The following is a 24,288-nucleotide window of genomic DNA, read 5'->3' as shown; positions in this document are numbered from 1 at the left end:
CTTCCGTGCTTAGCCTTGCGTGTCCAATTGCTGAACGACCGAGGCGAAAGGCGCCCACAGCAGCACCGAGACCAGCGCTATGCCAAGCCCCATCAGAAGCAGCAGCAACAGACCCGGAATCGCAGCCATGGCGCCACCCATCGTCAGTGCGGCGTAGAGCGGCCATCCGATCAGAACCAGCAACAGCAGAACCAGCAGGGTCATGGCCAGGCTGAGAAAGAAGACCCCCAGGACGGGCCAGAAGACCTTGGCCGTCATGCGCCAGCTGTCACCAAACGGCAGCCCCTTGCGGCGCAGCACCAGCGGGGCGGTCAGCACCAACCGAACCGAAATCCAGGTAGTGAAGACAAACACCGCCAAATTAACCGCCAAGGCGGCGGCGATGCCGCCGATTTGCTTGGAAAAGCCCACGGCCGCCTCGCCGACCAGGTTCAGGATGATCGAAAGGACCGCCAGAACGGCGACGACGCCCAGCGTTCTTAGCTCGACCAAGCCGAACTGCAAATAGCCGATCCGCTTCGTCTGCGGCGCATAGACCGCGCGATAGACGGCGGGCGCCAAAATCGCCTGAAGCCCCAGAAGGATCGGCAGCACGGCCAGCATGCCCAGCGACAGGGCCGTCACGGCGCCGGGAGACAAGGCGGCGATGTCGCCTTGAGCCGCTTCGATCTCAGAGGCGTAGGGCATGGTCATCGGCCCCAGAATCATGACCGCAACGATCAGACCGACCAGCCAAAGCCCCGCCCAGACCAGGACTGACAACGGATTCTGCCGCGTAACGCGAAATCCCTCGAACGCGGCTTCGGTGGCGGAAAAACTCATGACGGACCCCGGATCAGATTCGAACGCATCCTAGACGATCGTTCGGTCCGCGTCCTGCGGCGCACCGTCCAGCAGTTCGCGGCAGGCGGCGGCGAAAGGCGCGTTGAGCAGGGTGATGACGGCGCCGTACACAAAAGACCCCGGCAGAAGAATAAAGGCCGCAACACCCCCCAGAACCGTCGGCGACGGAAACAGCTCGCCAAATGTCGTGGCATCCTGGGCGTCCGCCAGGCCGGCGAAGGCGCCGCTGAAGAACAGGGTTACGATCACCCCAAAGGCCAGGACGAAATAGACCAGCATGTAGATCAGCCAGGTGGAGACAAGCAGGCCGAACAGCCGCCACACCCGCCTCTTGCCCAGCGCCCAACCCTCGCGGAAGGCGAACCGCCGCAGCAGCAGGGTGGCCGGCGCGATCATCGAGACGCGCGCCATGGCCAGGGCGACACCGGCGATCATGGCCAGGAACAGAACCCCGCCGACCATCAGAGCCGCCGTTTGACTGAACTGCCAGATCAGGGCGGAAAGGACGGCGGCGACGATGACGAACGCTATAACGGCGGCATAGGCGCCGGCGAACAGGGCCAGCCCCACGACGGCCAGCCGGACCTCGTCCATGCCCGCGCGCAGAAAAAAGTAGCGTTCGGGGCGGCCAATCCGGAAGGTCGCCCGCATGGTCGCGGCCCAGACCATCACGCCCAGCACCAGCTGCTCGAGGTTCAGCAGCATGGACACGCCCTGCATCGCAATGAATTGTCCCATGAGCTGGGGCGGCGGTTCGGCGTTGGGGGACAAAGGAATATCGGCCAGAGCGCCGAAGACCATCAGCATCATAGCCATGACGAAACCGACGATCAGCAGGCCCCAGACGAAGACGGTCAGCGGATGCCGCCGGATCACGCGCAAGGGCGCGCGCAGCGCATCGATGATCGAAAAGGTCTCAACCATACGCAAATCCTTACAGCGGCCGGAGTTCGATACGCCGATAGACGACGCCGAGATAGGCCATCGTCAGCGGGGCCTGAACCGCGTTCAGCACCCCCGCCCAGACGATCCACCCCAAGCCCCCTTGCAGCAGGCCCGCGCCTGAAAGGATCAGCAGCCCGATCTTCGGCCCAGCCGTCACGATCGAGCCCGCAAGGAAAGTCCAGAAGACGCCGCGCGTCAGCGCCATGCTGTTCAGCGAGACCATATGAGCGCGCGCGACGGTCGCGGGCGCGAACAGCGACAGACGCGCGGTCAAGGCGATGACGGCGAAGAGGCAGAACCCCGTCAGCAGGGTCAGCAGCGATAGCTTCCAGATCGGACCGACCCGCCCCCATTCACCAAGACGAATAGCCTCTGTGTCCAACCCCGCGCCACCGAACACCGCCAGCAGCAACAGGGAGGCGACCGACAGGATCATGGCCAGAAAGACCCCGCACAGCAGGCCCGCGCCCAACAGGCGCGCTTCCACCCTGGTCAGTTGCAATCCCTTCGGTCCCAGGCCCTGTCGTTTCGCCTCGGCTGTGTCGGCGCTGATCGCAAGGCGCGCCAAGGCGCCGGTCAGGAGCAGGGTTGCGGCTATGGCGGCGGCGGCCCAGCCCCAGCCCCAAAGCTCATGACCCACGAAGGGGCGCGCGCTCCAGACCCCGAACCCCAGCAAGATCGCGCCCCAGCCTTCGCGCCAGATCCGCGGCAGATTGGCGACGGTCGCCCGCAGGGCGTCGTCCAGCCGCAACCCTTTTTCCCGCCCCGCCAAACCGTTCGCCCCCAAAGACCGGGAGGGATATAGCAGCGGATCATGACACCGCGCCAGACGCCCGCTAGAAGGCCGCGATGACCGCTTCCTCCTCCCCCTCTCCCGTTCACGTCATCGGCGGCGGCCTCGCCGGCTCGGAGGCCGCCTGGCAGATCGCCCAGGCGGGCGTGCCCGTCATCCTGCATGAGATGCGGGGCGTTCCCGGCGTCAAGACCGACGCCCACCAGACGGAGGGTTTGGCCGAACTGGTCTGCTCCAATTCCTTCCGGTCGGACGATTGGGAATATAATGCGGTCGGCTTGCTTCACGCCGAGATGCGGGCGCTGGACTCGATCATCATGACCTGCGGCGACGCCCATCAGGTGCCGGCCGGCGGCGCTCTGGCCGTGGATCGCGACGGCTTCTCTCAAGCGGTGACGGCGCGGCTGGACGCGCATCCGCTGATCACCGTCGTCCGCGAAGAGATCGCCGGCCTGCCACCGGAGGACTGGGACAATGTCATCGTCGCCACCGGCCCCCTGACCTCCCCCGCCCTGGCCGACGCCATACTTAAGGCGACGGGCGAGGAGTCCCTGAGCTTTTTCGACGCCATCGCGCCCATCGTCCACGCCGACTCGATCGACTTCGACATCGCCTGGCGGCAGTCGCGCTATGACAAGGAAGGCCCCGGCGGCGACGCCGCCGCCTACGTCAACTGCCCGATGGACAAGGACCAGTACGAGGTGTTCATCGACGCCCTGCTGGACGGCCCCAAGGCCGAGTTCAAGGACTGGGAGCATGTGCCCTATTTCGACGGCTGCCTGCCTATCGAGGTGATGGCCGAGCGCGGCCGCGAGACTCTGCGCCACGGCCCCATGAAGCCGGTCGGCCTGACCAATCCGCGCAATCCCGCAGTCAAGCCTCACGCCATCGTTCAACTGCGCCAGGACAATGCGCTGGGCACCCTGTTCAACATGGTCGGCTTCCAGACCAAGCTGAAGCACGGGGCGCAGGCCGAGACATTCCGCATGATCCCCGGTCTTCAGAACGCCCAGTTCGCGCGTCTCGGCGGCCTGCACCGCAACACCTATCTGAACAGCCCGCAGCTTCTCGACAAGCAACTTCGACTCAAGGCCATGCCGCGCCTGCGCTTCGCCGGTCAGGTGACTGGGGTGGAAGGCTATGTCGAAAGCGCCGCCATGGGTCTGTTGACTGGCCGCCTGGCCGCCGCCCAGGCCCTTTCCAAGGCAGGGCGGGGTGGCTACCTGTCGGCGCCCCCGCCCGAGACGGCGATGGGCGCCCTGGTCGAACACATCACCGGCGGGCACCTGGAAGGCGCCAAGTTCCAGCCGATGAACATCAACTACGGCCTGTTGCCGCCGCTCGAGGCGCCGAAGGTGGATGAGGACGGCAAGCGCATTCCGCCGAAGGATCGTGGCCGGGCCAAGAAACGGCTGCAGAGCATTCGGGCGATGGAGAGCCTGAAGGCGTGGCGAGACGCAGGACGGAACTAAATGCGCCCGCGCAGCGTCGCCGCCAGCAGGCGCAGCCGCTTGACCGGCTCAGGCTGGTCTTGGCGGCTTAGAGCGGCCGAGGCGACGGCCGGGAAGGCGACAGCCGGCAGGTCTTTCAGCGCCGCATTGGCCGCCTTTCGCAGAGCCCTCGCCTCCTCTGTCTTACCCACCTGCGCCAAGCCGCGCACACGTCCGGCCTTCACGACCTTGTCGGCATGACCCGGCCCGGCCAGCACCTGGACCGCCGCCTGCATCGGGCCGACGTAGAAGGCGTCCAGATCGTGCGGTTCCCCATGGATGCGGCCGATATGAGCTTCAATCAGCCCCTCGAACGGCGCACGGTTCAGGCCATGGCGAATGACGATGTCGGCCAGGGCCTCCAGCACCGGATGGCCCTTGCGCGCCATGCCGGCGAAGACGCCGTCCATCTGTTCCGCCCACCAAGTGTAGCGCATCTCGGCCAACAGGGGCTGGGTGACGCGCGTGGGAATGGCCATCAGTTCGGCTTCGAAGGCGTACAATGCGATCAGATCGGCGCGAGGCCGGGCGTCCGACACCAGCCGGCTGGACAGCCAGCGGTCCAGGTCGGCGGCGCGGACCTGCGCGTCCAGGGCGTCCGAACCGACCATCAGGCGGCGCGTGACACCGCGAAGTCGGCCATATCCTCAAGCGCGGCGCGCCAGTCCGAGACCGGCAGAACCGATAGGGCCGCTTTGGCCTGGTCGGCGTAATCGCCCGCCAAATCCAGGGTCGCCCCGATGGCGCCGGAGCCGACCACCAGTTCGCGGGCGCGCGCGAAGTCCTCGTGCGTGCGTTCGCCCTTGGTCACGGTTCGCTCCCAGAAGGCGTCCTCGCGCCCCTTGGTGCGGGCGACCGCCAGCAGCAGCGGCAGGGTGGCCTTGCCCTCGTTGAAGTCGTCCCCGGCGTTCTTGCCAAGGGCCGCAGCGGTCGCCCCATAGTCCAGGGCGTCGTCCGCCAGCTGGAAGGCGATGCCCAACGCCATGCCATAGTCGCGCAAAGCCCTGACCGCCTCGACCGACGCCCTCGCCCCGACCGCACCGGCTTCGGCGGCGGCGGCGAACAGTTCGGCGGTCTTGGCCGAGATGATCTGAAGATAGGTCGCCTGATCCAGGTTCAGGTCGTGGGCGCGCGTCAGCTGCAGCACCTCGCCCTCAGATATGACACGCGAGGCCTGGGCCAGAATGCCCAGAGCGCGCATTGAATCGGTCTCAACCATCAGTTCGAAGGCCCGGGCGAACAGGAAGTCGCCGACAAGGACGCTGGTGGGCGCCCCCCAGATCAGATGGGCCGCGACCTTGCCGCGACGCAGTTCGGACGCATCGACGATGTCGTCGTGCAGCAGGGTTGCGGTGTGAATGAACTCCACCGCCGCCGCCAGCTTCCGGGGCGCCAGGATGTCGCCTGTCTCTCCCGCTGCACGGGCCGCCGCGACCGTCAGCAACGGCCGCAGACGCTTTCCGCCCGCCGAAACCAGATGTTCGGCGAGTTTCGGGATAATCGGCACGTCGGACTGCATCCGGTCCAGGATCAGGGCGTCGACGGCCGCCATGTCGGCCTCGGCCAGCCGAACGAGGGCGTTGACGTCCCCCTTCGGGCGGGGAGCGGCTGCGATGGCAAGATCCAAGGGATACTCTTTCACTAAAGGCTTCGCGACACGCGAACGGTCGCGGGGAAGGTTTATACAGCCGGTCTGGCTTGCCCCGGCGCTTCGCGGCGCACAATGATGTTCGCCCCTTGGGGGGTCAAGGAGATTGAGGCTTGGACGCGGTCGAAACCGCCACGCTGGACGTCGTCGAAAACGGCCTGTTGAACGGCCGGGTGCGGTTGCGTCAGCCGGCCAAGGGTTATCGTGCGGGCATGGATGCGGCCCTGCTGGCGGCGGCGACCCCCGCCAGACCGAGCGACCGGGTGATCGAGGCGGGGTGCGGCGCTGGGGGTGTCCTGATACAGATTGCGGCGCGCTGCCCGCAGGCACGGCTTACAGGACTGGAGCGCGATTCGACCATGGCCGATCTGGCCAAGCAGAATGCGGCGCTGAACGATTTTCAGGACCGGGTCGCGGTGCAAACCGGCGATGTCGCTGCGGGATTTCGCGCCCTTGGCGCCGCACCTTTCGACTGGGCCGTGTCCAATCCGCCCTTCTTCGACGACGCTTCGGCCCTGCGTGCGCCGGCCGAAAGCAAGCGGAACGCCTGGATGGCGGACGACGGCCTAGAAGCCTGGACGCGCTTCTTGCTGAAGGCGGTGCGCGAGGGCGGCCGGATCGTGATGATCCACCGGGCCGACCGTCTGGCCGACATCTTGCGGCTTATGGGCGAAAAAGCGGGATCGTTCGTGGTCCGCCCGATCCATCCGTTCGCCGACGAACCGGCCAAGCGGATTCTAGTGCAGGCTGTCAAGACCGGACGCGCGCCGCTGCGTCTTCTGCCGCCGCTGATCCTGCACGACCGCAGCGACGGCAAGCACACGCAGAAGGCCGAGGCGATCCTGAGAGGCGAAACGCCGCTGGAATGGTGAGGCGCTCTGGTTCAAATCGTCACTGAAGCGGACTATCTGACCGACTTCGTCATGGAGCCGCGTCTTGCTGATCGTTCTTTCGCCCGCCAAACGGCTGGACTTCACCGAAGTCGATGTCGCCCTGCCCGCCTCGGAGCGCCGCTTTCTCGAAGACACGGCCAGCCTGGCCAAGACCGCGAAGCGCCAGAGCAAAGCCGATCTGCGTCGGCTGATGGGCATCTCCGACGATCTGGCGACCCTGAACATGGAGCGGTTCAAGGCCTTCGATCCCGACTCGCTGGACGGCGTCCAGGCGGCCTTCGCCTTCGCCGGCGACGTCTATGAGGGCCTGAGGGCGCGCGAGTTGGACGCCGACGCCTTGATCTGGGCCCAGGACCATCTGCGCATCCTGTCGGGCTTCTATGGCCTGCTGCGGCCGCTGGACCGGATACAACCCTATCGGCTTGAGATGGGCACGCGGTTGAAGACTCGGCGCGGCGCCAGCCTTTACGACTTCTGGGGCGACCGGCTTTCGAAAGCGTTGAACGCCGACGCCGAGGGCCAGGCCGATCCCACCCTGGTGAACCTGGCCAGCCAGGAGTATTTCGGCGCGGTGGACGCCAAGGCCCTGAAACTGCCGGTCGTCACGCCGCAGTTCCGCGAGGAGAAGAACGGCGAAAGCCGCATCATCTCCTTCTTCGCCAAGAAGGCGCGCGGCGTCATGGCGCGCTTCGCCATCGATGAACGGGTCGAAAAGGTGGGGGATTTGAAGAGCTTCGACCGTGACGGCTATCGCTTCAACAAGGCCGCCTCGACCGAAAGCGAATGGATATTCACCAGATCGGGAAATTCTTGATCCCTACCCGCTCCTGCCGCTAGTCTGAGGTCACATAAAGATAAGAGGGGCGAAACAGTGGATCAGTCATCCCAGCCGGGCGCAGAAGCATCGTTTCGCGACATCGGCGATCTGAAAGGGCAGACGGCGGTCATCACCGGCTCAACCTCCGGCATCGGTCTTGCGCTGGCGCGGGCGGTCGCGTCGCGCGGCGGCGACGTGGTGCTGAACGGCCTGGGCAACGCCGCCGAGATCGAACGGACACGCGCCGAACTGGAATCGTCCTCGGGCGCCCGCGTCCTCTATCATCCGGCCAATATGACCAAGGGGCCTGAGATCGCGGACATGGTCGCCTTCGCCGAACGCGAACTGGGCCGTCTGGACATCCTGGTCAACAACGCCGGCATTCAGCACGTCGAATCCGTCGAGAACTTCCCCGCCGACAAGTGGGAGCAGATCATCGCCATCAACCTGTCGTCGGCCTTCTACGCGACGCGCGCGGCGATCCCCCTGATGAAGGCGCAGGGACGCGGTCGAATCGTCAACATGGCCTCGGCCCACGGCCTGGTCGCCAGTCCTTTCAAATCGGCCTATGTCGCCGCCAAACACGGGATCGTGGGCTTCACCAAGACGGTGGCGCTGGAAGTCGCCCAGGACAACATCACCTGCAACGCCATCTGCCCCGGTTTCGTCGAAACCCCAATCGTGGAAAAGCAGATCGCCGACCAGGCGCGCACACGCAAGATGAGCAAGGAAGACGTGCTGAAGAACGTCATCCTGGGCTCCCAGCCGACCAAACGGTTCGTGGCGACGGAAGAGCTGGCCGGCCTCTTCCTCTATCTGGTGTCCGATCTCGGCGCCTCGGCCAACGGCGCCAGCTTCTCCATCGACGGCGGCTGGACCGCACAATAGGCGAAGGATTGGGGGGCGGCATGGCGATCTTCAAACGCAAGGCCGCTGTTCCGGCGCTGGCTGAACAGCCTCCCTCGGGTCGAACGCCCGTGTCCCTGGCGCTCCAGGGCGGAGGCGCCCACGGCGCCTTTCAATGGGGCGTGCTGGATCGGTTGCTGGAGGACGACCGGCTAGAGGTGCGGGCCGTCTCCGGCGTCTCGGCGGGGGCGATGAATGGCGCCGCTCTGATATCCGGGCTGGCCAAGGCCGATCCCCGCGCGGCCCTGGACAAGCTATGGCGCGAGGTCAACCAATCCGGCGGGCGCAATGTATTCGGCGACAGCAACCTGTGGAGCGCAGCCCAGCCGCCGGACTGGATCAAGGACACGCCCTTCTGGCGCGCAGGAGAGACCCTGGCCCTGTCCATGAGTCCCTATGAATTCAACCCTCTGAACCACAATCCTCTGAAACGGGTTCTGAACGCCGCCGTGGACTTTCAGGCGGTCAGAGACTCGTGCGTTCGGTTCTTCGTGGCGGCGACCGCCGTGCGTCAGGCGCGGGCGCGCGTATTCGATTCGTCGGAGATCTCGGCCGATGTCCTGCTGGCGTCCGCATGCCTGCCGCATCTGTACCAGGCCGTGGAGATCGATGGCGAACCCTATTGGGACGGCGGCTATCTTACCAATCCGGCGCTATGGCCTCTGACCGGCGAGGACACGCCAGACGACGTCCTGCTGCTGACCCTCAATCCCCTGATGCGGGAGGAGACGCCCAAGACCGCCGCAGACATCATGGATCGGTTGAACGAGATCGTCTTCAACGCTCCGCTTCTGGCCGAACTGCGCGCCCTCGCCGTGGCGGAGGGCCTTATCGACAAAGGTCAACTGGACGGTCAGGGGGCGTTTCGGCCCGTCCGTCTGCACGCCATCGAGGCCGATGGCTGGTTGTCGGACTTGTCGCTGCGGTCCAAATTCAATACCGAATGGGGCTTCCTGAACGACTTGAAGGCGCGGGGCCGCGCCGCCGCAGAGGATTGGCTGAACAGTTGCCTTATCAGCGTCGGGCGCCAGTCCAGCGTGGACCTGCAGGCGCGCTTCGGTCAGCCGACGTAGCCTGCCGCCCGTTTCAACCGATCATTGATCGCTTCGCCCAAACCTTCTGAAGGAATAGGGGAAATGGCGATTGCCCCTGGTTTCTGACGATCGGCCGCGCGCAGCAGTCGAAACAAGTTGGCGGCCGCTTCCTTGGGATCGCCTGCAGGGCTCAGGCTCCAGGCGGGGTCGCCCACCCCCGGCCCGAAGCCCAGCAGGATTTCGCCCGGCCGGGCCTCAAGCGCCTCGATGCGGACCGGCGCGTCAGGCGCATAGTGAAGGGCCAGGCGACCGGGCGAACGGCGCCCCTCCTCTCCGCTTTCCATCAGCGTGCCGACGACCGCCTCGATCTGCGCCCGCGTGACGGCGCCCGGCCGCAGCAGGGCGACTCGGTCTCCGAGAACGGACGCCACCGTGCTTTCCAAGCCGATGTCGCAGGGCCCGCCATCGACGGCGGCCGCCACGGCGGCGCCCGTTTCCTCGACCGCGTCCGAAAAGGTGGTCGGGCTAGGCCGGCCGGAGCGGTTGGCCGAGGGCGCCACCACGGGGCCGCCGAAAGCCGCCAGAACCTGACGCGCCAGCGGATGGGCCGGAACCCGCACCGCCACGCTGTCCAGCCCGGCGCGCGCCAGGTCGCAGACGCGGCGGCCGTCCGCGACGGGCAGAACCAAGGTCAACGGGCCGGGCCAGAAAGCCTTGGCCAGGGCCTCGGCCGCCGCATTGAACCGACCGACGGCTCTCGCCGCTTCCAGGCTGGCGACGTGAGCGATCAGAGGATTGAACTGGGGCCGGCCCTTGGCGGCGAAGACGGCGGCGACGGCCACAGGGTCGCTCGCATCCGCGCCCAGCCCATACACGGTTTCCGTCGGCAAGAGGATCAGACCGCCTCGCCTCAGGGCGCCGGCCGCCTGTTCGGGCGTCGCGCTCACGGTCGTCGCGGGATGAGCGGGATCATCCGATGCAATACATTGTCCCTGTCGATGAACTGATGCTTCAGGGCAGCCAGAACGTGCAGCGCGATCAGCACATACAGACCTTTGACCGCCAGTCCGTGCAGGCCCATCAAGCTGCGGGCCGTCTCTCGCCCGCCGCCCACCGGCAAAAGGGGCCATGAAAACAGTCCGAACCAGACGATGTCTCGCCCTGCGGCCGAAGACGCTACCCAGCCGGTCATCGGAATGAAGATCAGCGCTAGATAGAACAGCACATGGGTCGCACGCGCCGCGATCCTCTGCCATACCGGCAACTCCGCTGGCAGCCGTATGGCCGGATGCGCCATCCTCCAGCCGATCCGCGCCAGGGTCAGGACCAGAATGGTCAGGCCCAGGGATTTGTGCAGCATGACGAACTCGCTGGACATCGGCCCCTCGGTGTTCTCATGCGCCGTGATCAGCAGGATCTGGATCAGCACCGCCAGGGCGATGCCCCAGTGCATCAGCAGGGATACGGTCGAATATCGGTTGCGGGGCTCGCCCATGTCTTCCCTTCCGTCACGGCACGTCGTCACTCTGCGCTCAGAGGGGGCGCGTCGCCAAGACGCTTGCAGCGCCGGGCCCCGTCGCGGCACTTAGGCCGCAAAGACGATTGAGGAAAGCCCATGACCTATCGCGCGCCCGTCCGGGATCTGACCTTCACCCTGGAGGCCGTCGCCGGCATGGTCGACGTCGCCGCGACCGGCGCCTTCACCGACTATGACGCCGAGGTGGCTCAGGCCATTCTGGAAGCGGCGGGCCAGTTCTCCGAGGAAGTGCTGGCGCCGCTGAACCGCGTCGGCGACCAGAAGGGCTCTACCTACGCCAATGGGGCGGTGACGGCCGCGCCGGGTTTCCCCGACGCCTATCGTCAGTTTGCGGCCGGCGGCTGGACCGGCCTGTCGTCCTCGGTCGAGGCCGGGGGCCAGGGCCTACCCAAGGCGATTGAACTGGCGGCCTACGAAACCGTCCACGCCGCCAACATGGCCTTTGGCCTGTGCCCCATGCTGTCCCTGGCAGCCATCGAGGCGCTGGAGCAGGTCGGGACGGAAGACCAGAAGGCGAAATATCTGACCAAGCTGGTCAGCGGCGAATGGACCGGCGCCATGGTGTTGACCGAACCCGGCGCAGGCTCGGACCTGGGCGCTCTTTCCGCCACAGCCACGCCGAACGGCGACGGAACCTATGCCCTGAACGGCCAGAAAATCTTCATCACCTGGGGCGACCACGACGCCACGGACAACATCGTCCATCTGGTTCTGGCCCGTCTGCCCGACGCGCCGCCGGGCCCCAAAGGCATCAGCTTGTTCCTGACGCCCAAGTTCGCGGTCAAGGACGATGGATCGCTGGGCGACCGCAACGCCTTCCGTCCGGTCGGGGTGGAGCACAAGCTGGGCATCCACGCATCGCCCACCTGCGTCATGAGCTATGAGGGCGCAACCGCCGAACTGGTCGGACAGCCGAACCAGGGCTTGGCCCATATGTTCGTCATGATGAACGCCGCGCGCCTGGCCGTCGGGGTCGAAGGCGTGGGCATCGCCGAACGCGCCTATCAACACGCCCTAGCCTATGCGCTGGAGCGTCGTCAGGGCCGCTCGATCTGGACGGGCGAAGCCAGCGCCCCGATCTTCGACCATCCGGACGTGCGCCGGATGCTGGGGGTGATGAAGGCCAAGATTTCGGCGGCCCGCGCCATCTGCCTGTCGACCGGCGTGGCCGCCGACCTGGCCCGCCACGCCGCGACCGAGGCCGAACGACGCAAGTGGAAAAGCCGCGAGGACCTGTTCACCCCCATCGCCAAGGCATGGTCCACCGACGTGGGCTGCGAGGTCGCCTCCCTGGGCGTTCAGGTCCACGGCGGCATGGGCTTCATCGAGGAGACGGGCGCAGCCCAATACTACCGCGACGCCCGCATCGCCCCGATCTACGAGGGGACCAACGGCATCCAGGCTATGGACCTGGTCGGACGCAAGCTGTCGATGGAGGGCGGCGAGGCGGCCAAGACCCTGATCTCCGACATGAAGGCGACCCTGGCCGACCTGTCGCGTCTCTATGCCGGAAAGCCGGTCGAGCGGTTCGCCACGGCCATCGAGGCGGTGGAAGACGCCACCCTGTGGCTGCTGGACCGCAAGGCCGATCCGAATGCGGCGGCCGACGTTTTGGCCGCCGCCGACGCTTATCTGAAACTGCTGGGCGACGTCATCGGGGGCTGGATGCTGGCCAAGGGGGCGCTGGCCGCCAAGACGCGCCTGGACGCCGGCGACGGCGATCCGATCTGGCTGCAGGGCAAGCTGGACCTTTATGAACTCTACGCCGCGAATGTTCTCGGCCATGTCTCCAGCCGCCTGGCGGCCGTGGGCCAGGGTGGCGATCTGCTGAAGCGAATGACGGTCGAGGCCCTAGCGGGCTGAAGGCCGAGCTGAAGGAGCGGCGCGATCTTCATTTGACCTCGGGCGGCCCGAACGCCCAAGGTTATGTCCGCACGTCCCTGGGGAGCCGACCATGAACCGACGCCAGATCCTCCTGTCCACCGCCGCGACGGCCTTGGCCGCCTCGTCCTCCCCCGCCCTCGCCCGCCAGCCTTCCGGAGCCTCGATGCCCCAGCCTCCCGTCGCCAAGAAGATTCCCGTCGTCATCGAACAACTGGGGCGCACCCGCACCGACGACTATCAGTGGATGAAGGACGACAACTGGCAAGCGGTCCTGCGTGATCCAACCCTGATCAAAGCCGAGGTGAAGGCGCATCTGACTGCCGAAAACGCCTATCGAGAAGCCATGATGGCCTCGACCCTGCCCCTGCAGGAGGCGATGTTCCAGGAGATGCGCGGCCGCATCAAGGAGGACGATTCCTCCGTCCCCGCGCCAGACGGCGGCTGGACCTATTATGTCGAGTACCGCACGGGCGACCAGCATCCGCGCTACATGCGGGTGGAGCGTCAGGGCGCGTGGATGGTCGAGGGTCAGCCGGTGACGAAGACCTTCGTCGTCGCCCCGACGCCTCAACTGCTGCTGGACGCCAATGAACTGGCCAAGGGCAAGGCCTATTCGGAAGTCTCGGCCGCTTCCCACAGCCCGGACCACAGCCTGTTCGCCTATGCCGAGGACGCGCAAGGGTCCGAGGTGCACAAGATCTATGTGAAGGATCTGGCGACCGACGAGGTCCTGTCCGAGGTGATAGAAAGCGCGACCGGCGACTTCACCTTTTCACCTGACAGCCAGTGGATTTTCTGGACCAACCGCGACGACAACGGACGCCCGGACAAGATATTCCGCCGCCCGGCGCGCGGCGGCGAAACCACCCTGGTCTATGAAGAGGCCGACGACGGCATGTTCATCGGCGTAGGCCGCACCGCCGACGACAAGTTCATCGTCATCGGCATCCAGAATCAGGAAACCAGCGAGGCCCGCTACATTCCGGGCGAAACGCCGACAGCCGAACCCGTTGTGCTGGAGCCGCGACAAGTCGCTGTCCGCTACGACGTCGATCACTGGGACGACCGCTGGGTGATCCGCACCAACGCCGACGACGCCATCGACTTCAAGATCGTCCAGGCGCCAACCTCGACGCCAGGCAAGGCCCATTGGACGGACCTGGTTCCCCATACGCCCGGCCGCTTCATCGAAGGTCTGGACTTGACCCGGAACCATCTGGCGCGTCAGGAACGGGGGGACGCCAACACCCGCATCATCATTCGCGACCGCGCGGGCGCCGAACATCAGATCGCAGTGGACGAGCCTGCCTTCGCCCTGTCGCTGGCGGGCGCGTCTGAGTTCGACACCCCCACGACCCGCTACACCTACAATTCGCCCTCCACCCCGACGCAGACGTTCGACTATGACATGGCGACGCGGGAACGGACGCTGCGCAAGACCCAGCAGATTCCCTCGGGTCACAATATTGCGGACTATGTGGTCGAGCGACTGAACGCCCCGGCCGCCGATGGGCAACTGGTGCCCGTCACCGTCCTGCGTCGCCGCACCACGCCCATCGACGGCTCCGCGCCGCTGCTGCTTTACGGCTATGGCTCCTACGGCATTCCGATGCCGGCCAGCTTCTCGACCAACCGGCTGTCGCTGGTGGATCGGGGCTGGATTTACGCCATCGCCCATATTCGAGGCGGTTCGGACAAGGGCTGGGGCTGGTTCCTGGCCGCGCGCCGAATGACGAAGAAGAACACCTTCACCGACTTCATCGCCGCCGCCGAACATCTGATCGAGCGGAAGTACGCCAAGGCCGGAAACATCGTGGCCCAGGGCGGGTCGGCCGGCGGCATGCTGATGGGCGCGGTCAACAACATGCGGCCGGACCTCTGGGCCGGGGTCATCGGCCAAGTGCCGTTCGTCGACGTCATCAACACCATGAGCGACACCTCCCTGCCGCTGACGCCGCCGGAATGGCCCGAATGGGGCAATCCGATCGAGGACCCGGACGCCTACGACTATATGATGAGCTACAGCCCCTATGATCAGGTGAAGTCCCAGGCCTATCCGGCCGTACTGGCGACCGGTGGCCTGTCTGACCCGCGCGTGACCTATTGGGAGCCGGAAAAGTGGGTCGCCAAGCTGCGGCCCGCCACCACTTCGGGCAAGCCGGTGCTGCTGAAGATCAACATGGAGGCTGGGCATGGCGGGGCGGCCGGGCGATTCGACTATCTGAAGGAAGTCGCCCACGACTACGCCTTCGCCGTCTGGGCCATTGAAAAGGGCTGGGAGACGGCGTGATCGTCCGCGATGTCGAAACGGACGATATGGCCGCGATCACAGCCATCTACGCCGAAAGCGTGGCGAACGGACGCGGCACCTTCGAGCTGGAAGCCCCGGACGAGATGGAGATGACGGCCCGGTTCGCCGCCGTGGCAGCCCTGGGTCTGCCGCGCCTGGTCGCCGAGATCGACCGTGGCGTGGTCGGCTACGCCTACGCTAGCCCGTTTCGAACCCGGCAAGCCTATCGCTACATGGTCGAGAATTCGATCTATGTCGCGCCGGAGGCGCGAGGACGCGGCGTCGCCAGCGCGCTTCTGGACGCTCTGATCCTGCGCTGCGAAGCGATGGGCCTGAGGCAGATGGTGGCCGTGATCGGCGATTCCGACAACGTCGGCTCCGTCGCCCTTCACCGTGCGCGCGGCTTTGCGGATGCGGGCGTGTTCAAGGCCGCAGGCTGGAAACACGAAGGCTGGCGCGATGTCGTCTTCATGCAGCGCGCCCTGGGCCAAGGCCGCAACACGCCACCCGACGCCCCGGGCCTGCCGCTGATCGACAAGAAACCCGCCGCCTGAAGCGTTGCGGGGCGCCGAGGCGCGCCCTATCCTGAGCCTATGCGGTTTGTCTCCTCGGTTCTGTTGATGGTCGGCGCCTTGGCGGTGCTGTCGCTGGGCGTCAGCGGCGCCTTCGCCGCGGCCGCCGCGCCGGCCGCGCCTTGTCATGAGATGTCGCAGACCGTCGAACAGACGGACACGCGCCGTCCTTCCGATCACGCGCCCCGAACGCTGAAGACCATGGCCTGCTGCGTGGCCTGTGTCGCCCCCCCCTCGCCGACACCGAACGCCCTGCCCGGTCCGTTTCCGACCGCAGACCGGATCGCCTCCCGGTCTTCCAGCCTGCCCGTCGGCCGCCGTCTGTCGCCCGAACCCGGCCCGCCACGCCTCCTGATCGCCTGAAGTCCGCGCGTCGTTTCGGCGCTCCTCAGTCACGATCACATCAAAGGAGGCCCTGATGGCCATCCGAACCCTCGTCGGCGTCTGCGCCGGCGCCTCCCTCTTGGCCCTCGCCCAGGCGGCGACCGCCCAGGACCAAGCTCACCACACTCACGAGCCCCCTGCGGCGAACCCTGCCGCGCAGGAAATGGGCGATCACGACGGCGACCACGACACCATGGCGTCCGACGCTCCCCACGCCATGGCTATGACCAGCCCCTATGGCGCATGGCCCATGAACCGCGATGCCTCCGGCGCCAGTTGGCAGCCGGACGCCAGCGACCACGGCGGCGTCCACGCCATGCACGGCGACTGGATGCTGATGACCCACGCCCTGCTGAACGTCGTCTACGACCGCCAATCCGGGCCGCGCGGCGACGACAAGACCTTCGTCGCCGGCATGCTGATGACTTCGGCCCGCCGCGACTTCGACGACGGCTCGACCCTGAACTTGCGCGCCATGCTCAGCCCCGATCCGCTGATGGGAAAGGCGGGCTATCCATTGCTATTGGCAGCCGGAGAGACGGCGGACGGGGTCACGCCCCTGGTCGACCGCCAGCACCCGCACGACTTCTTCATGGAACTGTCGGCCAGCTATTCGAAACGTCTGTCCGACAAGGACAGCGTCTATGGCTACATTGGCCTGCCGGGCGAGCCCGCCTTTGGTCCGCCGGCTTTCATGCACCGCATGAGCGCCATGGACAGCCCCGAGGCGCCGATCACCCACCACTGGCTGGACTCGACCCATATCGTCTTCGGCGTGACGACCCTGGGTTGGGCGCATGACCGCTTCAAAATCGAGACCTCGGCCTTCAAGGGCCGGGAGCCGGACCAGCACCGCTGGGGCATCGACGCGCCCAGGCTGGACAGTTGGTCGGTGCGCGGCAGCTGGAACCCCACAGACACATGGTCCCTCCAGGTCTCCTACGCCCAGGTCTCCGCCCCCGAGCAGTTGGAGCCGGACGAGGACGAAACGAAATGGTCCACCAGCGCCATCCATACTCGACGCCTGGGCGACACGGGCTGGTGGTCCTCGACCCTGGCCTGGGGACGCAAAACCAACGACCACGGCGAGTCCAAGGACGGCTGGTTGCTGGAATCCGCCGTGCATCCGAACGAACACTGGACCGTCTTCGGGCGCGCCGAGCGGATCGAAACGGATGAACTGGTCCCCGGCGTCGGCGGCGGCCACGGCCCCCTCTACGTTGTCGGCAAGGCTTCGGTCGGAGCCGTGCGCGACTGGCGGATCGCGCCGAACATCCGGTTAGGTCTGGGCGCCCTCTATGCCGTCAATCGCGTGCCCCAGGCGCTTGAGCCCCTTTACGGCGACGACCCCGATGGAGGGATGGTCTTCGTTCGGCTGAAGATCGACTGACGGCTCAGGCCCGTTCGGCGGTCGCCGGACGGGCCGACGCCTCTGGCCCATGGCGCGTCAGACCGTATCCGGCAGCCACAAGGCCGAGGGCCAGAATCAGTCCGCCGATAATCAGGGCGAGGCGGACATGCTTGTGCAGATGATAGAGCAACTCGCCGATCATCGATCGCTCCAGCGATCCTGGACCGTGCCAGTACGATCCAATTCCCTAGCGTTACAGCAAAAGCCGCGCCTGGTGGAATCCCAGCTGCGTGAACGCTGTTCTTTTAGACCAGGCGGCTTTGCTCCAGGGCCGCGCCGATGAAGCTGGCGAACAGCGGATGAGGCGCGAACGGGCGGCTCTTCAGCTCGGGATGATACTGCACGCCGATGAACCAGGGATGGTCCGGCCGCTCCACCGTCTCGGGCAGGACGCCGTCGGGCGACAGGCCAGCGAAGACCAGGCCGGCCTTCTCCTCGATCGCCTCACGGTAGTTGATGTTGACCTCATAGCGATGGCGATGACGTTCGCTGATGGCGGTCGCCCCATAGATATCGGCGATCCGTGACCCGGCCTTCAGCGCCGAGTCATACGCGCCCAGGCGCATGGTGCCGCCCAGATCGCCGCCCTGCTGGCGCAGAACGCGCTGATTGCCCTGAACCCATTCGGTCATCAGGCCCACGACCGGCTCGGACGTCGGGCCGAACTCGGTCGATGACGCCTCGGGATAGCCGGCCAGATTCCGGGCCGCCTCGATTACCGCCATTTGCATGCCGAAGCAGATGCCGAAATAGGGAATCTTGCGCTCGCGGGCGAAGCGCGCCGCCTCGATCTTGCCTTCGGCCCCGCGCTCTCCGAAACCGCCCGGCACCAGGATGGCGTGGGCGCCTTCCAGACGCTGGGCGCAGGCCTGCGGGTCGCCTTCGAAGGTGTCGGCCTCGACCCAGTCGATGTTGACCTTGACGTTGTTGGCCACGCCGCCGTGATGCAGCGCCTCGATCAGCGACTTGTAGGCGTCCTTCAGCACCGTGTATTTGCCGACCACAGCGATGGTGACTTCGCCGTCCGGCTGCAGGCGACGACGCACAATCTCCTGCCAGCCGCTCAGATCGGGTTCGGGCGCGTCGGCGATGCCGAAGTGGGCGAGGACTTCGCGGTCCAGTCCCTCACGGTGATAGTCCAGCGGTACGGCGTAGATATCGGCCGAATCCATTGCCTGGATCACGCCGCTTTCCCGCACGTTGCAGAACAGACCGATCTTGCGCTTTTCATCGGCCGGGATCGGCTGTTCGCAGCGGCACAGGAGAATATCGGGCTGGATGCCGATGGAGCGCAGTTCCTTGACCGAGTGCTGCGTCGGCTTGGTCTTCATCTCCCCGGCGGTCTTAATGAAGGGCAGCAGCGTCAGATGGACAAAGCATGACTGGCCGCGCGGCAGATCCTGACCCAGTTGGCGGATGGCCTCGAAGAAGGGCAGGCCCTCGATATCGCCGACCGTGCCGCCGATCTCGACCAGGACGAAATCCACATCTTCGCCTGCGTCAGTCAGGGCGGGCGTCAGGCAGAAGGATTTGATCTGGTCGGTGACGTGCGGGATCACCTGCACGGTCGCACCCAGATAGTCGCCCCGGCGTTCCTTCTCGAGGATCGTCGAATAGATGCGGCCAGTGGTCACATTGTCGGACTTGGCGGCCGAAACGCCGGTGAACCGCTCGTAGTGGCCCAAATCCAGGTCGGTCTCGGCGCCATCGTCGGTCACGAACACCTCGCCGTGCTGATACGGGCTCATCGTGCCCGGATCGACGTTGAGATAGGGGTCCAGCTTGCGTAGACGGACCTTGTAACCCCGCGCCTGCAGAAGAGCGCCGAGAGCGGCGGAGGCGAGGCCTTTTCCAAGCGAGGAAACCACGCCGCCGGTGATGAACACATAGCGAGCCATGGGCGAACACCTTACTCCATGATTCGCAAAGGCGGCATGGCCCGAAGCGAATCGAACTGTTGATCAAAAGAAGAAAGCGCGCCCTGCGGCGCGCTTTCGAAAAGGTCGTTTCGAAGGCCCGTCCGTTAACGGGCGGGCTGCTGGGCCGGGCTCTGCGCAGGCGCCGAGACGCTGGCTTCCAGATCGTCCAGCGACGGCGCCGCCGGCTTGACCGGTTGGGCGGGCTGCGGCTGGGCCGGTTGTTGCGTCTGGCTGGCCGCAGGACGGGTGGCCAGGGAGCCGACGGCGTCGGCGTCGATGCCCGACACCGCGGCGCGGTCCATGTTGCCGACGACGGTCAGCACGATGGTCAGGCCGAACAGCAGGGCGGCCAGGACCCATGTCACCTTGGTCAGCAGATTGCCGGCGCCCCGCGCTGTCATGAAGCCCGAAGGTCCGCCGCCCATACCCAGGGCGCCGCCCTCGGAACGCTGCAGCAACACCACGCCCGTCAGGGAGATGGCGACGATGATGATGGCGACGAGCAGGATGGTCTGGAGCATGGCGTCATTCATGTGGGCGCGAAGGTGCGCCGATCAAGCGGCGGCCTCTATCATCGAAGGCCGTCGGGGGCAAACGTCACGCGGCGCGGATGATTTTCAGAAAGTCCTCGGCCTTTAAGGAGGCGCCCCCCACCAGGGCGCCGCCGACTTCGGACGCGGCCAGAATCTCGGCCGCGTTCTCGGGCTTCACCGACCCGCCGTAGAGGATCGGTATCCGCGCCGCCGCCTGGCCCAGCCGACGCACCAAGGCGGCGCGCAACGCGGCGTGAACCTCCGCGATCTGCTCCAACGTCGGCGTCAGGCCCGTGCCGATGGCCCAGACCGGCTCATAGGCCACGGCGAAGGGCCGTTCGGCCAGGCTGTCCGCCAGCGAGTTCTCGACCTGAGCGCTGACGACCGCGACGGCGTCGCCCGCCTCGCGCTGGGCCAGGGTCTCGCCGACGCAGACGATAGGTTCAAGGCCTGCGGCGATGGCCGCTTCGACCTTGGCGGCCACAGCGGCGTCGTTCTCGCCGAAGGCGGCGCGGCGCTCGGAATGTCCCAGGATCACCAGGCTCGCGCCCGCATCGGCCAACATCGCGGCGGAGGTCGAGCCGGTGAAGGCCCCAGCCGGCTTCTCGTGACAATCCTGTCCGCCCAACTCTACGGCTCCGCCCTCCACGACCGTCCGCATCCGATCCAGCAGGGTCGCCGGCGGGCACAGGACGACGCGGCAAGAAGCGCTTTCTTCCTCAAGCGCCTGGCGCAGCGTGGCGGCTTCGCCCAGATCGGCGGACAGGCCGTGCATCTTCCAATTGCCGACGATCAGCTTCACGGATTGTTTCATGGCCGCTTCTCTAGGCGCCGCAAAACGCGAAGCCAAGGCATTTCGCCGCAATCCGGACACGAAGCCGTCCTTGCAGGGGCGCGTCCCGCCCGACTATACGCCACCATGACGCCAATCTCGGCACGTCCTCGAGCTTTCGAATGATCACCGCCTTCCGCGCCTTTTCCCGCTCCAAATGGGCCGCCGCCCTGCTGGTCCTGATCGCCATCAGTTTCGTGATCGTCGGCGCGCGCATGGACGTGTTCGCCAACCTGGGCCCCAAGCATGTGATCGACGCGGGATCGCGCACCATGAATGAGGCCGAGTTCCGCACCGCCTTCGATCAGGTCCGCACCCGGCTTCAGGAACAGGCGGGTCGTCCCCTGACCAACCAGGACCTGGTGGCGGAGAACATCCACATCCGCTTCCTGGACAGCCAGACGGAACAGTTGGGCTTCCTGAACTGGGCCTGGAAGGCCGGCATCCGTCCGGGCCAGGAACTGATCGTCAAACAGATTCGCCAGATCCCCGCCTTCTTCAACTCCGTAACGGGTCAATTCGACCAGCAGGCCTATCAGACCGCCCTGGCCCAGCAGAACCTGACGCCCGCCATGTTGGAGCAGGACCTGCGCGACCAGTATGCGGTCGAGCATTTCGGCTCCGCCATCTTCGCCGGAGCCCGCTTGCCGCGCATCTACGGCGCCCTGCTGGCCGGTTCGGCCTATGAGACGCGCGACGGTCGCTGGTTCGAGGTGACGCGCGCCATGGCCGGTCAGATTCCGGCGCCCACCGACGCCCAACTGACCGCCTTCATCCAGGAGAACGCCGAACGCCTGCGCGCGCCCGAGTTCCGCATGGTCTCGGTCGTTCTGTTTACGCCGGAACGCGACGCCGCGCCGACGATTTCCGAGGACCGCATCCGCGAGCGCTTCCAGTTCAAGAAAGACAGCCTGGGCAAGCCGGAAACCCGCAGCTTCGTGACCCTGACCGCGCCGAATCGCGAAACGGCCCAGAAGGTCGCGGCCGCCCTGCGCGCCGGTCAGTCGCCGGCCGAGGCGGGGCGCGCCAACAACATCACCCCTGCGGTCTTCAACGCCACGCCTCGCACCGCCGTCGGCGACGCCGCCACGGCCGCCGCCGTCTTCAGCCTTCAGCCCAACCAGGTGTCCGATCCGGTCCAGGCCGGCGTCGGCTTCGCCGTCGCCAAGGTCACGGCGATCCAGCCCGGCCAGCCGGCGACGCTGGAAAACAGCCGTGAACAGATCGTACAGGAGCTGCGCGAAGAGGATGTGAAGACCCAGACCTACGCCAAGGTCGAGAAGTATGAAGCCGCCCGCCAGGCCGGCAAGACCCTGACCGACGCCGCCCAGTCGGTCGGCGCCCGCATCGTCGATCTGCCGCCCTTCACCAAGGACGGGAAACTGCCGAACGGTCAGGCGCTGAACGCCCCGCCGCAAATCTTCGAAACGGCCTGGAGCCTGACCAAGGGCGGCGAAAGCGACGTGATCGACGCTGGCCAAGGTCAATATTTCGCGGTCCGCGTGAACGACATCCGCCCGTCCGCCCTGCCGACCCTGGCCGAGGTGCGCGAACCCCTGGCCCAGCAGTGGATCCAGCGCGAAACTCTGCGCAAGCTGTCGACCAAGGCCGAAGAACTGGCCGGCCGCGTCCGCAACGGCGAGGACATCGCCGCAGTGGCCCGCTCCATCAACGCCCCCGTCACCGTGCGCACCGGCGTGATGCGCGATCAAGCGACCCAGCAGGCGCTGGGCCAGGCCGTCCTCCAGGGCCTGTTCGGCCAGGGCAAGGGTCAGGTCTTCTCCCAGCCTGGCGAACAGGGCTTCGTCATCGGCCGTGTGGACAATGTCCATGCCGCCAATCCAGCCGTCGCCGGTCCTCTGGCCGAGCAGGTCCGTCCGCGCCTGACACAGGAGCTGGTGCAGGCTCTGGTTCAGGCCGAGATGACCGCCGGCGCCAAGAAGTCCAAGGCCAAGAACGACCCGGCGATGGCTCGTCAGGCCCTGGGCCTGTCGGGCGACACCCCGGCCGCACCGCCGCAATGAGCCAGTCCGCGTTCGGCGAAGGCGATTTCGACGCCTTTGCCACCGGTCTTTCGGCCGGTCGCCCCCAGGTCGTCGTCCGTCGCCTGATCGACGACCTGGAAACGCCGGTTTCGGCCTTCCTGAAGCTGGGTCGGAACCGCCCCTACGCCTGTCTGCTGGAATCGGTGGAAGGCGGGACGGTCAAGGGCCGCTACTCCATCCTGACGCTGGACCCCGACGTCGTCTGGCGCTGTCGCGCCGACAGGGCGGAGATCGCGCGGGGCGCACAGATCGAGGACGGGCGGTTCGTCGTGGAAGCCCTGCCGACCCTTCGGTCGCTTCGCGCCCTGATCGCCGCTTCGCGCTTCGATCTGCCCGACGACCTGCCGCCGATGGCGGCGGGCCTGTTCGGTGTGTTCGGCTACGATATGGTTCGGCTGCTGGAACCGCTGGGCGCGCCCAATCCCGATCCGCTGAACCTGCCGGACGCGGTCCTGACCCGACCGTCCCTGGTCGCTATCTTCGATTCGGTCCGGCACGAGGTCGTTCTGGTCGCCGCCGCCTATCCCGACGCGGACATCGCCCCCCAGGCGGCCTTCGACGCCGCTCTGGACCGCCTCGACGCCCTTCGAAACCGCCTTGCGCGAGCCCCTGCCTTTTCGCGCCACGCCGCAGGAAACCCCGGCGCCGGTCTTCGCCTCGCCGGTCGATCAGGCCGGTTTCGGTCGGATGGTGGCTCGCGCCAAGGACTACATCACCGCCGGCGACATCTTTCAGGTCGTGCTCAGCCACCGCTTCTCGGCGCCGTGGTCCGACGATCCGTTCGCCTTCTATCGCTCGCTGCGCCGCCAGAACCCGTCGCCCTATCTCTTCTATCTGAACTTCGACGGGTTCCAGCTTGCGGGGTCCAGCCCGGAAATCCTGGTCCGGCTGAAGGAAGGGACGGTCACGATCCGTCCGCTGGCCGGCACCCGCGCGCGTGGCGCCACGCCCGAAGCCGACAAGGCCCTGGAAGCCGAACTGCTGGCCGATCCGAAGGAACTGGCCGAACACCTGATGCTGCTGGACCTGGGCCGAAACGATGTCGGCCGCGTCGCCGCGCCGGGCACGGTCGAAGTCACCGAAAGCTTCGTCGTCGAACGCTACAGCCAGGTCATGCACATCGTCTCCAATGTGCGCGGCAAGGCCAATCCGAAGTTGGACGCGGTGGACACTCTCCTGGCCGCCCTGCCCGCCGGCACCCTGTCGGGCGCGCCGAAGGTCCGCGCGATGGAGATCATCGACGAGCTTGAGACCGAAAAACGCGGCGTCGGCTATGGTGGCGGCGTCGGCTACATTTCGGCGGGAGGAGAGGCGGATATCTGCATCACCCTGCGCACGGCGCTGTTTGCTGACGATCGCATCTTCGTCCAGGCCGGCGCTGGCGTGGTGGCCGACAGCGATCCGGCCGCCGAATACGCCGAGACGCAGCAAAAGGCGCGCGCGCCGATGCGGGCGGCCGAGGACGCCTGGCGCTTTCGCTCGGGCAACCGCTAGGTCTCAGGACGCCTAAGG

The 24,288-nt window shown here is 66.5% G+C and carries 22 protein-coding genes and 1 pseudogene; 12 read left to right on the top strand and 11 right to left on the bottom strand.

Annotation, left to right across the window (positions count from 1 at the left end; all coding sequences use genetic code 11):
• Positions 1-9 precede the first annotated feature (9 nt).
• From QE389_RS02905 to QE389_RS02895, 3 genes are read right to left on the bottom strand one after another with little or no spacing between them, the layout of a single operon-like run.
• Positions 10-822 carry a hypothetical protein gene (locus QE389_RS02905; protein ID WP_307364491.1) on the bottom strand — a complete coding sequence of 271 codons (813 nt, stop codon included), beginning with the start codon at positions 820-822 and terminating at the stop codon, positions 10-12.
• Between the two features lie 30 nt (positions 823-852).
• Positions 853-1,767, bottom strand: coding sequence for a hypothetical protein (locus tag QE389_RS02900; protein WP_307364489.1), 915 nt, complete (start codon positions 1,765-1,767; stop codon positions 853-855).
• A 10-nt stretch (positions 1,768-1,777) separates the two neighbouring features.
• Positions 1,778-2,539, bottom strand: coding sequence for a hypothetical protein (locus QE389_RS02895; protein ID WP_307364487.1), 762 nt, complete (start codon positions 2,537-2,539; stop codon positions 1,778-1,780).
• A 98-nt stretch (positions 2,540-2,637) separates the two neighbouring features.
• Here QE389_RS02895 and trmFO point away from each other — a divergent pair, with 98 nt between their 5' ends.
• On the top strand, positions 2,638-4,053 hold the full coding sequence (gene trmFO, locus QE389_RS02890) for a methylenetetrahydrofolate--tRNA-(uracil(54)-C(5))-methyltransferase (FADH(2)-oxidizing) TrmFO (RefSeq protein ID WP_307364485.1): 1,416 nt from the start codon (positions 2,638-2,640) through the stop codon (positions 4,051-4,053).
• Here the strand turns inward: trmFO and QE389_RS02885 are convergent.
• Positions 4,050-4,682, bottom strand: a complete 633-nt coding sequence (locus QE389_RS02885) for a squalene/phytoene synthase family protein (RefSeq protein WP_307364483.1) — start codon at positions 4,680-4,682, stop codon at positions 4,050-4,052. The two genes, trmFO and QE389_RS02885, sit on opposite strands and share 4 nt — an antisense overlap.
• Positions 4,682-5,698 carry a polyprenyl synthetase family protein gene (locus QE389_RS02880; protein WP_307364481.1) on the bottom strand — a complete coding sequence of 339 codons (1,017 nt, stop codon included), beginning with the start codon at positions 5,696-5,698 and terminating at the stop codon, positions 4,682-4,684. Before QE389_RS02880 ends, QE389_RS02885 begins: the two co-directional genes overlap by 1 nt.
• Before the next feature lie 134 nt (positions 5,699-5,832).
• Here QE389_RS02880 and QE389_RS02875 point away from each other — a divergent pair, with 134 nt between their 5' ends.
• From QE389_RS02875 to QE389_RS02860, 4 genes are all read left to right on the top strand, one after another.
• The gene (locus tag QE389_RS02875; protein WP_307364479.1) at positions 5,833-6,591 is read left to right on the top strand and encodes a tRNA1(Val) (adenine(37)-N6)-methyltransferase; all 759 of its coding nucleotides are present in this window, start codon (positions 5,833-5,835) and stop codon (positions 6,589-6,591) included.
• 64 nt (positions 6,592-6,655) lie between these two features.
• The gene (yaaA, locus tag QE389_RS02870) at positions 6,656-7,426 is read left to right on the top strand and encodes a peroxide stress protein YaaA (RefSeq protein ID WP_307364478.1); all 771 of its coding nucleotides are present in this window, start codon (positions 6,656-6,658) and stop codon (positions 7,424-7,426) included.
• A 57-nt stretch (positions 7,427-7,483) separates the two neighbouring features.
• Entirely contained in the window at positions 7,484-8,317 is an 834-nt protein-coding gene (locus QE389_RS02865; protein ID WP_307364476.1) for a 3-hydroxybutyrate dehydrogenase, read from the top strand.
• A gap of 20 nt (positions 8,318-8,337) precedes the next feature.
• Positions 8,338-9,408: a patatin-like phospholipase family protein gene (locus tag QE389_RS02860; RefSeq protein WP_307364474.1), complete on the top strand. Its 1,071-nt coding sequence runs from the start codon at positions 8,338-8,340 to the stop codon at positions 9,406-9,408.
• Here QE389_RS02860 and QE389_RS02855 read toward each other — a convergent pair.
• Together QE389_RS02855 and QE389_RS02850 are read right to left on the bottom strand one after the other, a co-directional pair.
• Positions 9,396-10,352, bottom strand: coding sequence for an L-threonylcarbamoyladenylate synthase (locus QE389_RS02855; protein ID WP_373458332.1), 957 nt, complete (start codon positions 10,350-10,352; stop codon positions 9,396-9,398). The two genes, QE389_RS02860 and QE389_RS02855, sit on opposite strands and share 13 nt — an antisense overlap.
• Positions 10,313-10,864, bottom strand: a complete 552-nt coding sequence (locus tag QE389_RS02850; protein WP_307364470.1) for a cytochrome b — start codon at positions 10,862-10,864, stop codon at positions 10,313-10,315. The genes QE389_RS02855 and QE389_RS02850 overlap by 40 nt, the downstream gene beginning before the upstream one ends.
• Before the next feature lie 120 nt (positions 10,865-10,984).
• Here QE389_RS02850 and QE389_RS02845 point away from each other — a divergent pair, with 120 nt between their 5' ends.
• From QE389_RS02845 to QE389_RS02825, 5 genes are all read left to right on the top strand, one after another.
• Complete coding sequence (locus tag QE389_RS02845; RefSeq protein ID WP_307364469.1) at positions 10,985-12,769, top strand: acyl-CoA dehydrogenase; 1,785 nt, start codon at positions 10,985-10,987, stop codon at positions 12,767-12,769.
• Positions 12,770-12,860: 91 nt separating this feature from the next.
• Positions 12,861-15,080, top strand: a complete 2,220-nt coding sequence (locus QE389_RS02840; protein WP_307364467.1) for a S9 family peptidase — start codon at positions 12,861-12,863, stop codon at positions 15,078-15,080.
• Positions 15,077-15,634 (top strand): GNAT family N-acetyltransferase, encoded by a 558-nt coding sequence (locus QE389_RS02835; RefSeq protein ID WP_307364465.1) that lies wholly within the window; start codon positions 15,077-15,079, stop codon positions 15,632-15,634. The genes QE389_RS02840 and QE389_RS02835 overlap by 4 nt, the downstream gene beginning before the upstream one ends.
• Positions 15,635-15,673: 39 nt before the next feature.
• Positions 15,674-16,015: a hypothetical protein gene (locus QE389_RS02830; protein ID WP_307364463.1), complete on the top strand. Its 342-nt coding sequence runs from the start codon at positions 15,674-15,676 to the stop codon at positions 16,013-16,015.
• Positions 16,016-16,070: 55 nt separating this feature from the next.
• Complete coding sequence (locus tag QE389_RS02825; protein WP_307364462.1) at positions 16,071-17,426, top strand: hypothetical protein; 1,356 nt, start codon at positions 16,071-16,073, stop codon at positions 17,424-17,426.
• Between the two features lie 4 nt (positions 17,427-17,430).
• Here the strand turns inward: QE389_RS02825 and QE389_RS02820 are convergent, their stop codons facing one another.
• The 4 genes from QE389_RS02820 to tpiA all read right to left on the bottom strand — a co-directional run bounded on the left by QE389_RS02820 (position 17,431) and on the right by tpiA (position 20,713).
• Complete coding sequence (locus tag QE389_RS02820) at positions 17,431-17,589, bottom strand: hypothetical protein (protein WP_307364459.1); 159 nt, start codon at positions 17,587-17,589, stop codon at positions 17,431-17,433.
• A gap of 103 nt (positions 17,590-17,692) precedes the next feature.
• Positions 17,693-19,345: a CTP synthase gene (locus tag QE389_RS02815; RefSeq protein WP_307364457.1), complete on the bottom strand. Its 1,653-nt coding sequence runs from the start codon at positions 19,343-19,345 to the stop codon at positions 17,693-17,695.
• A gap of 125 nt (positions 19,346-19,470) precedes the next feature.
• Complete coding sequence (secG, locus tag QE389_RS02810; protein ID WP_373458286.1) at positions 19,471-19,899, bottom strand: preprotein translocase subunit SecG; 429 nt, start codon at positions 19,897-19,899, stop codon at positions 19,471-19,473.
• Positions 19,900-19,963: 64 nt separating this feature from the next.
• The gene (tpiA, locus tag QE389_RS02805) at positions 19,964-20,713 is read right to left on the bottom strand and encodes a triose-phosphate isomerase (protein ID WP_307364453.1); all 750 of its coding nucleotides are present in this window, start codon (positions 20,711-20,713) and stop codon (positions 19,964-19,966) included.
• Positions 20,714-20,853: 140 nt separating this feature from the next.
• On the opposite strand from tpiA, the gene QE389_RS02800 reads away from it, so the two are divergent.
• Positions 20,854-22,755, top strand: a complete 1,902-nt coding sequence (locus tag QE389_RS02800; RefSeq protein ID WP_307364451.1) for a peptidylprolyl isomerase — start codon at positions 20,854-20,856, stop codon at positions 22,753-22,755.
• Positions 22,752-24,270 (top strand): annotated as a pseudogene (gene trpE / locus QE389_RS02795) (anthranilate synthase component I). Before QE389_RS02800 ends, trpE begins: the two are co-directional and overlap by 4 nt.
• Positions 24,271-24,288 lie beyond the last annotated feature (18 nt).

This window comes from Brevundimonas sp. SORGH_AS_0993, assembly GCF_030818545.1.
GTDB lineage: Bacteria > Pseudomonadota > Alphaproteobacteria > Caulobacterales > Caulobacteraceae > Brevundimonas.
Note: the sequence above shows the minus strand (reverse complement) of the source record. Positions and strands in the feature narration are given on the sequence as shown.

Coding starts and splice junctions, on each gene's coding strand:
- QE389_RS02905 (WP_307364491.1), bottom strand. CDS start 822: ATGAGTTTTTCCGCCACCGAAGCCGCGTTCGAGGGATTTCGCGTTACG.
- QE389_RS02900 (WP_307364489.1), bottom strand. CDS start 1,767: ATGGTTGAGACCTTTTCGATCATCGATGCGCTGCGCGCGCCCTTGCGC.
- trmFO (WP_307364485.1), top strand. CDS start 2,638: ATGACCGCTTCCTCCTCCCCCTCTCCCGTTCACGTCATCGGCGGCGGC.
- QE389_RS02885 (WP_307364483.1), bottom strand. CDS start 4,682: ATGGTCGGTTCGGACGCCCTGGACGCGCAGGTCCGCGCCGCCGACCTG.
- QE389_RS02860 (WP_307364474.1), top strand. CDS start 8,338: ATGGCGATCTTCAAACGCAAGGCCGCTGTTCCGGCGCTGGCTGAACAG.
- QE389_RS02850 (WP_307364470.1), bottom strand. CDS start 10,864: ATGGGCGAGCCCCGCAACCGATATTCGACCGTATCCCTGCTGATGCAC.
- QE389_RS02845 (WP_307364469.1), top strand. CDS start 10,985: ATGACCTATCGCGCGCCCGTCCGGGATCTGACCTTCACCCTGGAGGCC.
- QE389_RS02840 (WP_307364467.1), top strand. CDS start 12,861: ATGAACCGACGCCAGATCCTCCTGTCCACCGCCGCGACGGCCTTGGCC.
- QE389_RS02830 (WP_307364463.1), top strand. CDS start 15,674: ATGCGGTTTGTCTCCTCGGTTCTGTTGATGGTCGGCGCCTTGGCGGTG.
- QE389_RS02825 (WP_307364462.1), top strand. CDS start 16,071: ATGGCCATCCGAACCCTCGTCGGCGTCTGCGCCGGCGCCTCCCTCTTG.
- QE389_RS02820 (WP_307364459.1), bottom strand. CDS start 17,589: ATGATCGGCGAGTTGCTCTATCATCTGCACAAGCATGTCCGCCTCGCC.
- QE389_RS02815 (WP_307364457.1), bottom strand. CDS start 19,345: ATGGCTCGCTATGTGTTCATCACCGGCGGCGTGGTTTCCTCGCTTGGA.
- secG (WP_373458286.1), bottom strand. CDS start 19,899: ATGAATGACGCCATGCTCCAGACCATCCTGCTCGTCGCCATCATCATC.
- tpiA (WP_307364453.1), bottom strand. CDS start 20,713: ATGAAACAATCCGTGAAGCTGATCGTCGGCAATTGGAAGATGCACGGC.
- QE389_RS02800 (WP_307364451.1), top strand. CDS start 20,854: ATGATCACCGCCTTCCGCGCCTTTTCCCGCTCCAAATGGGCCGCCGCC.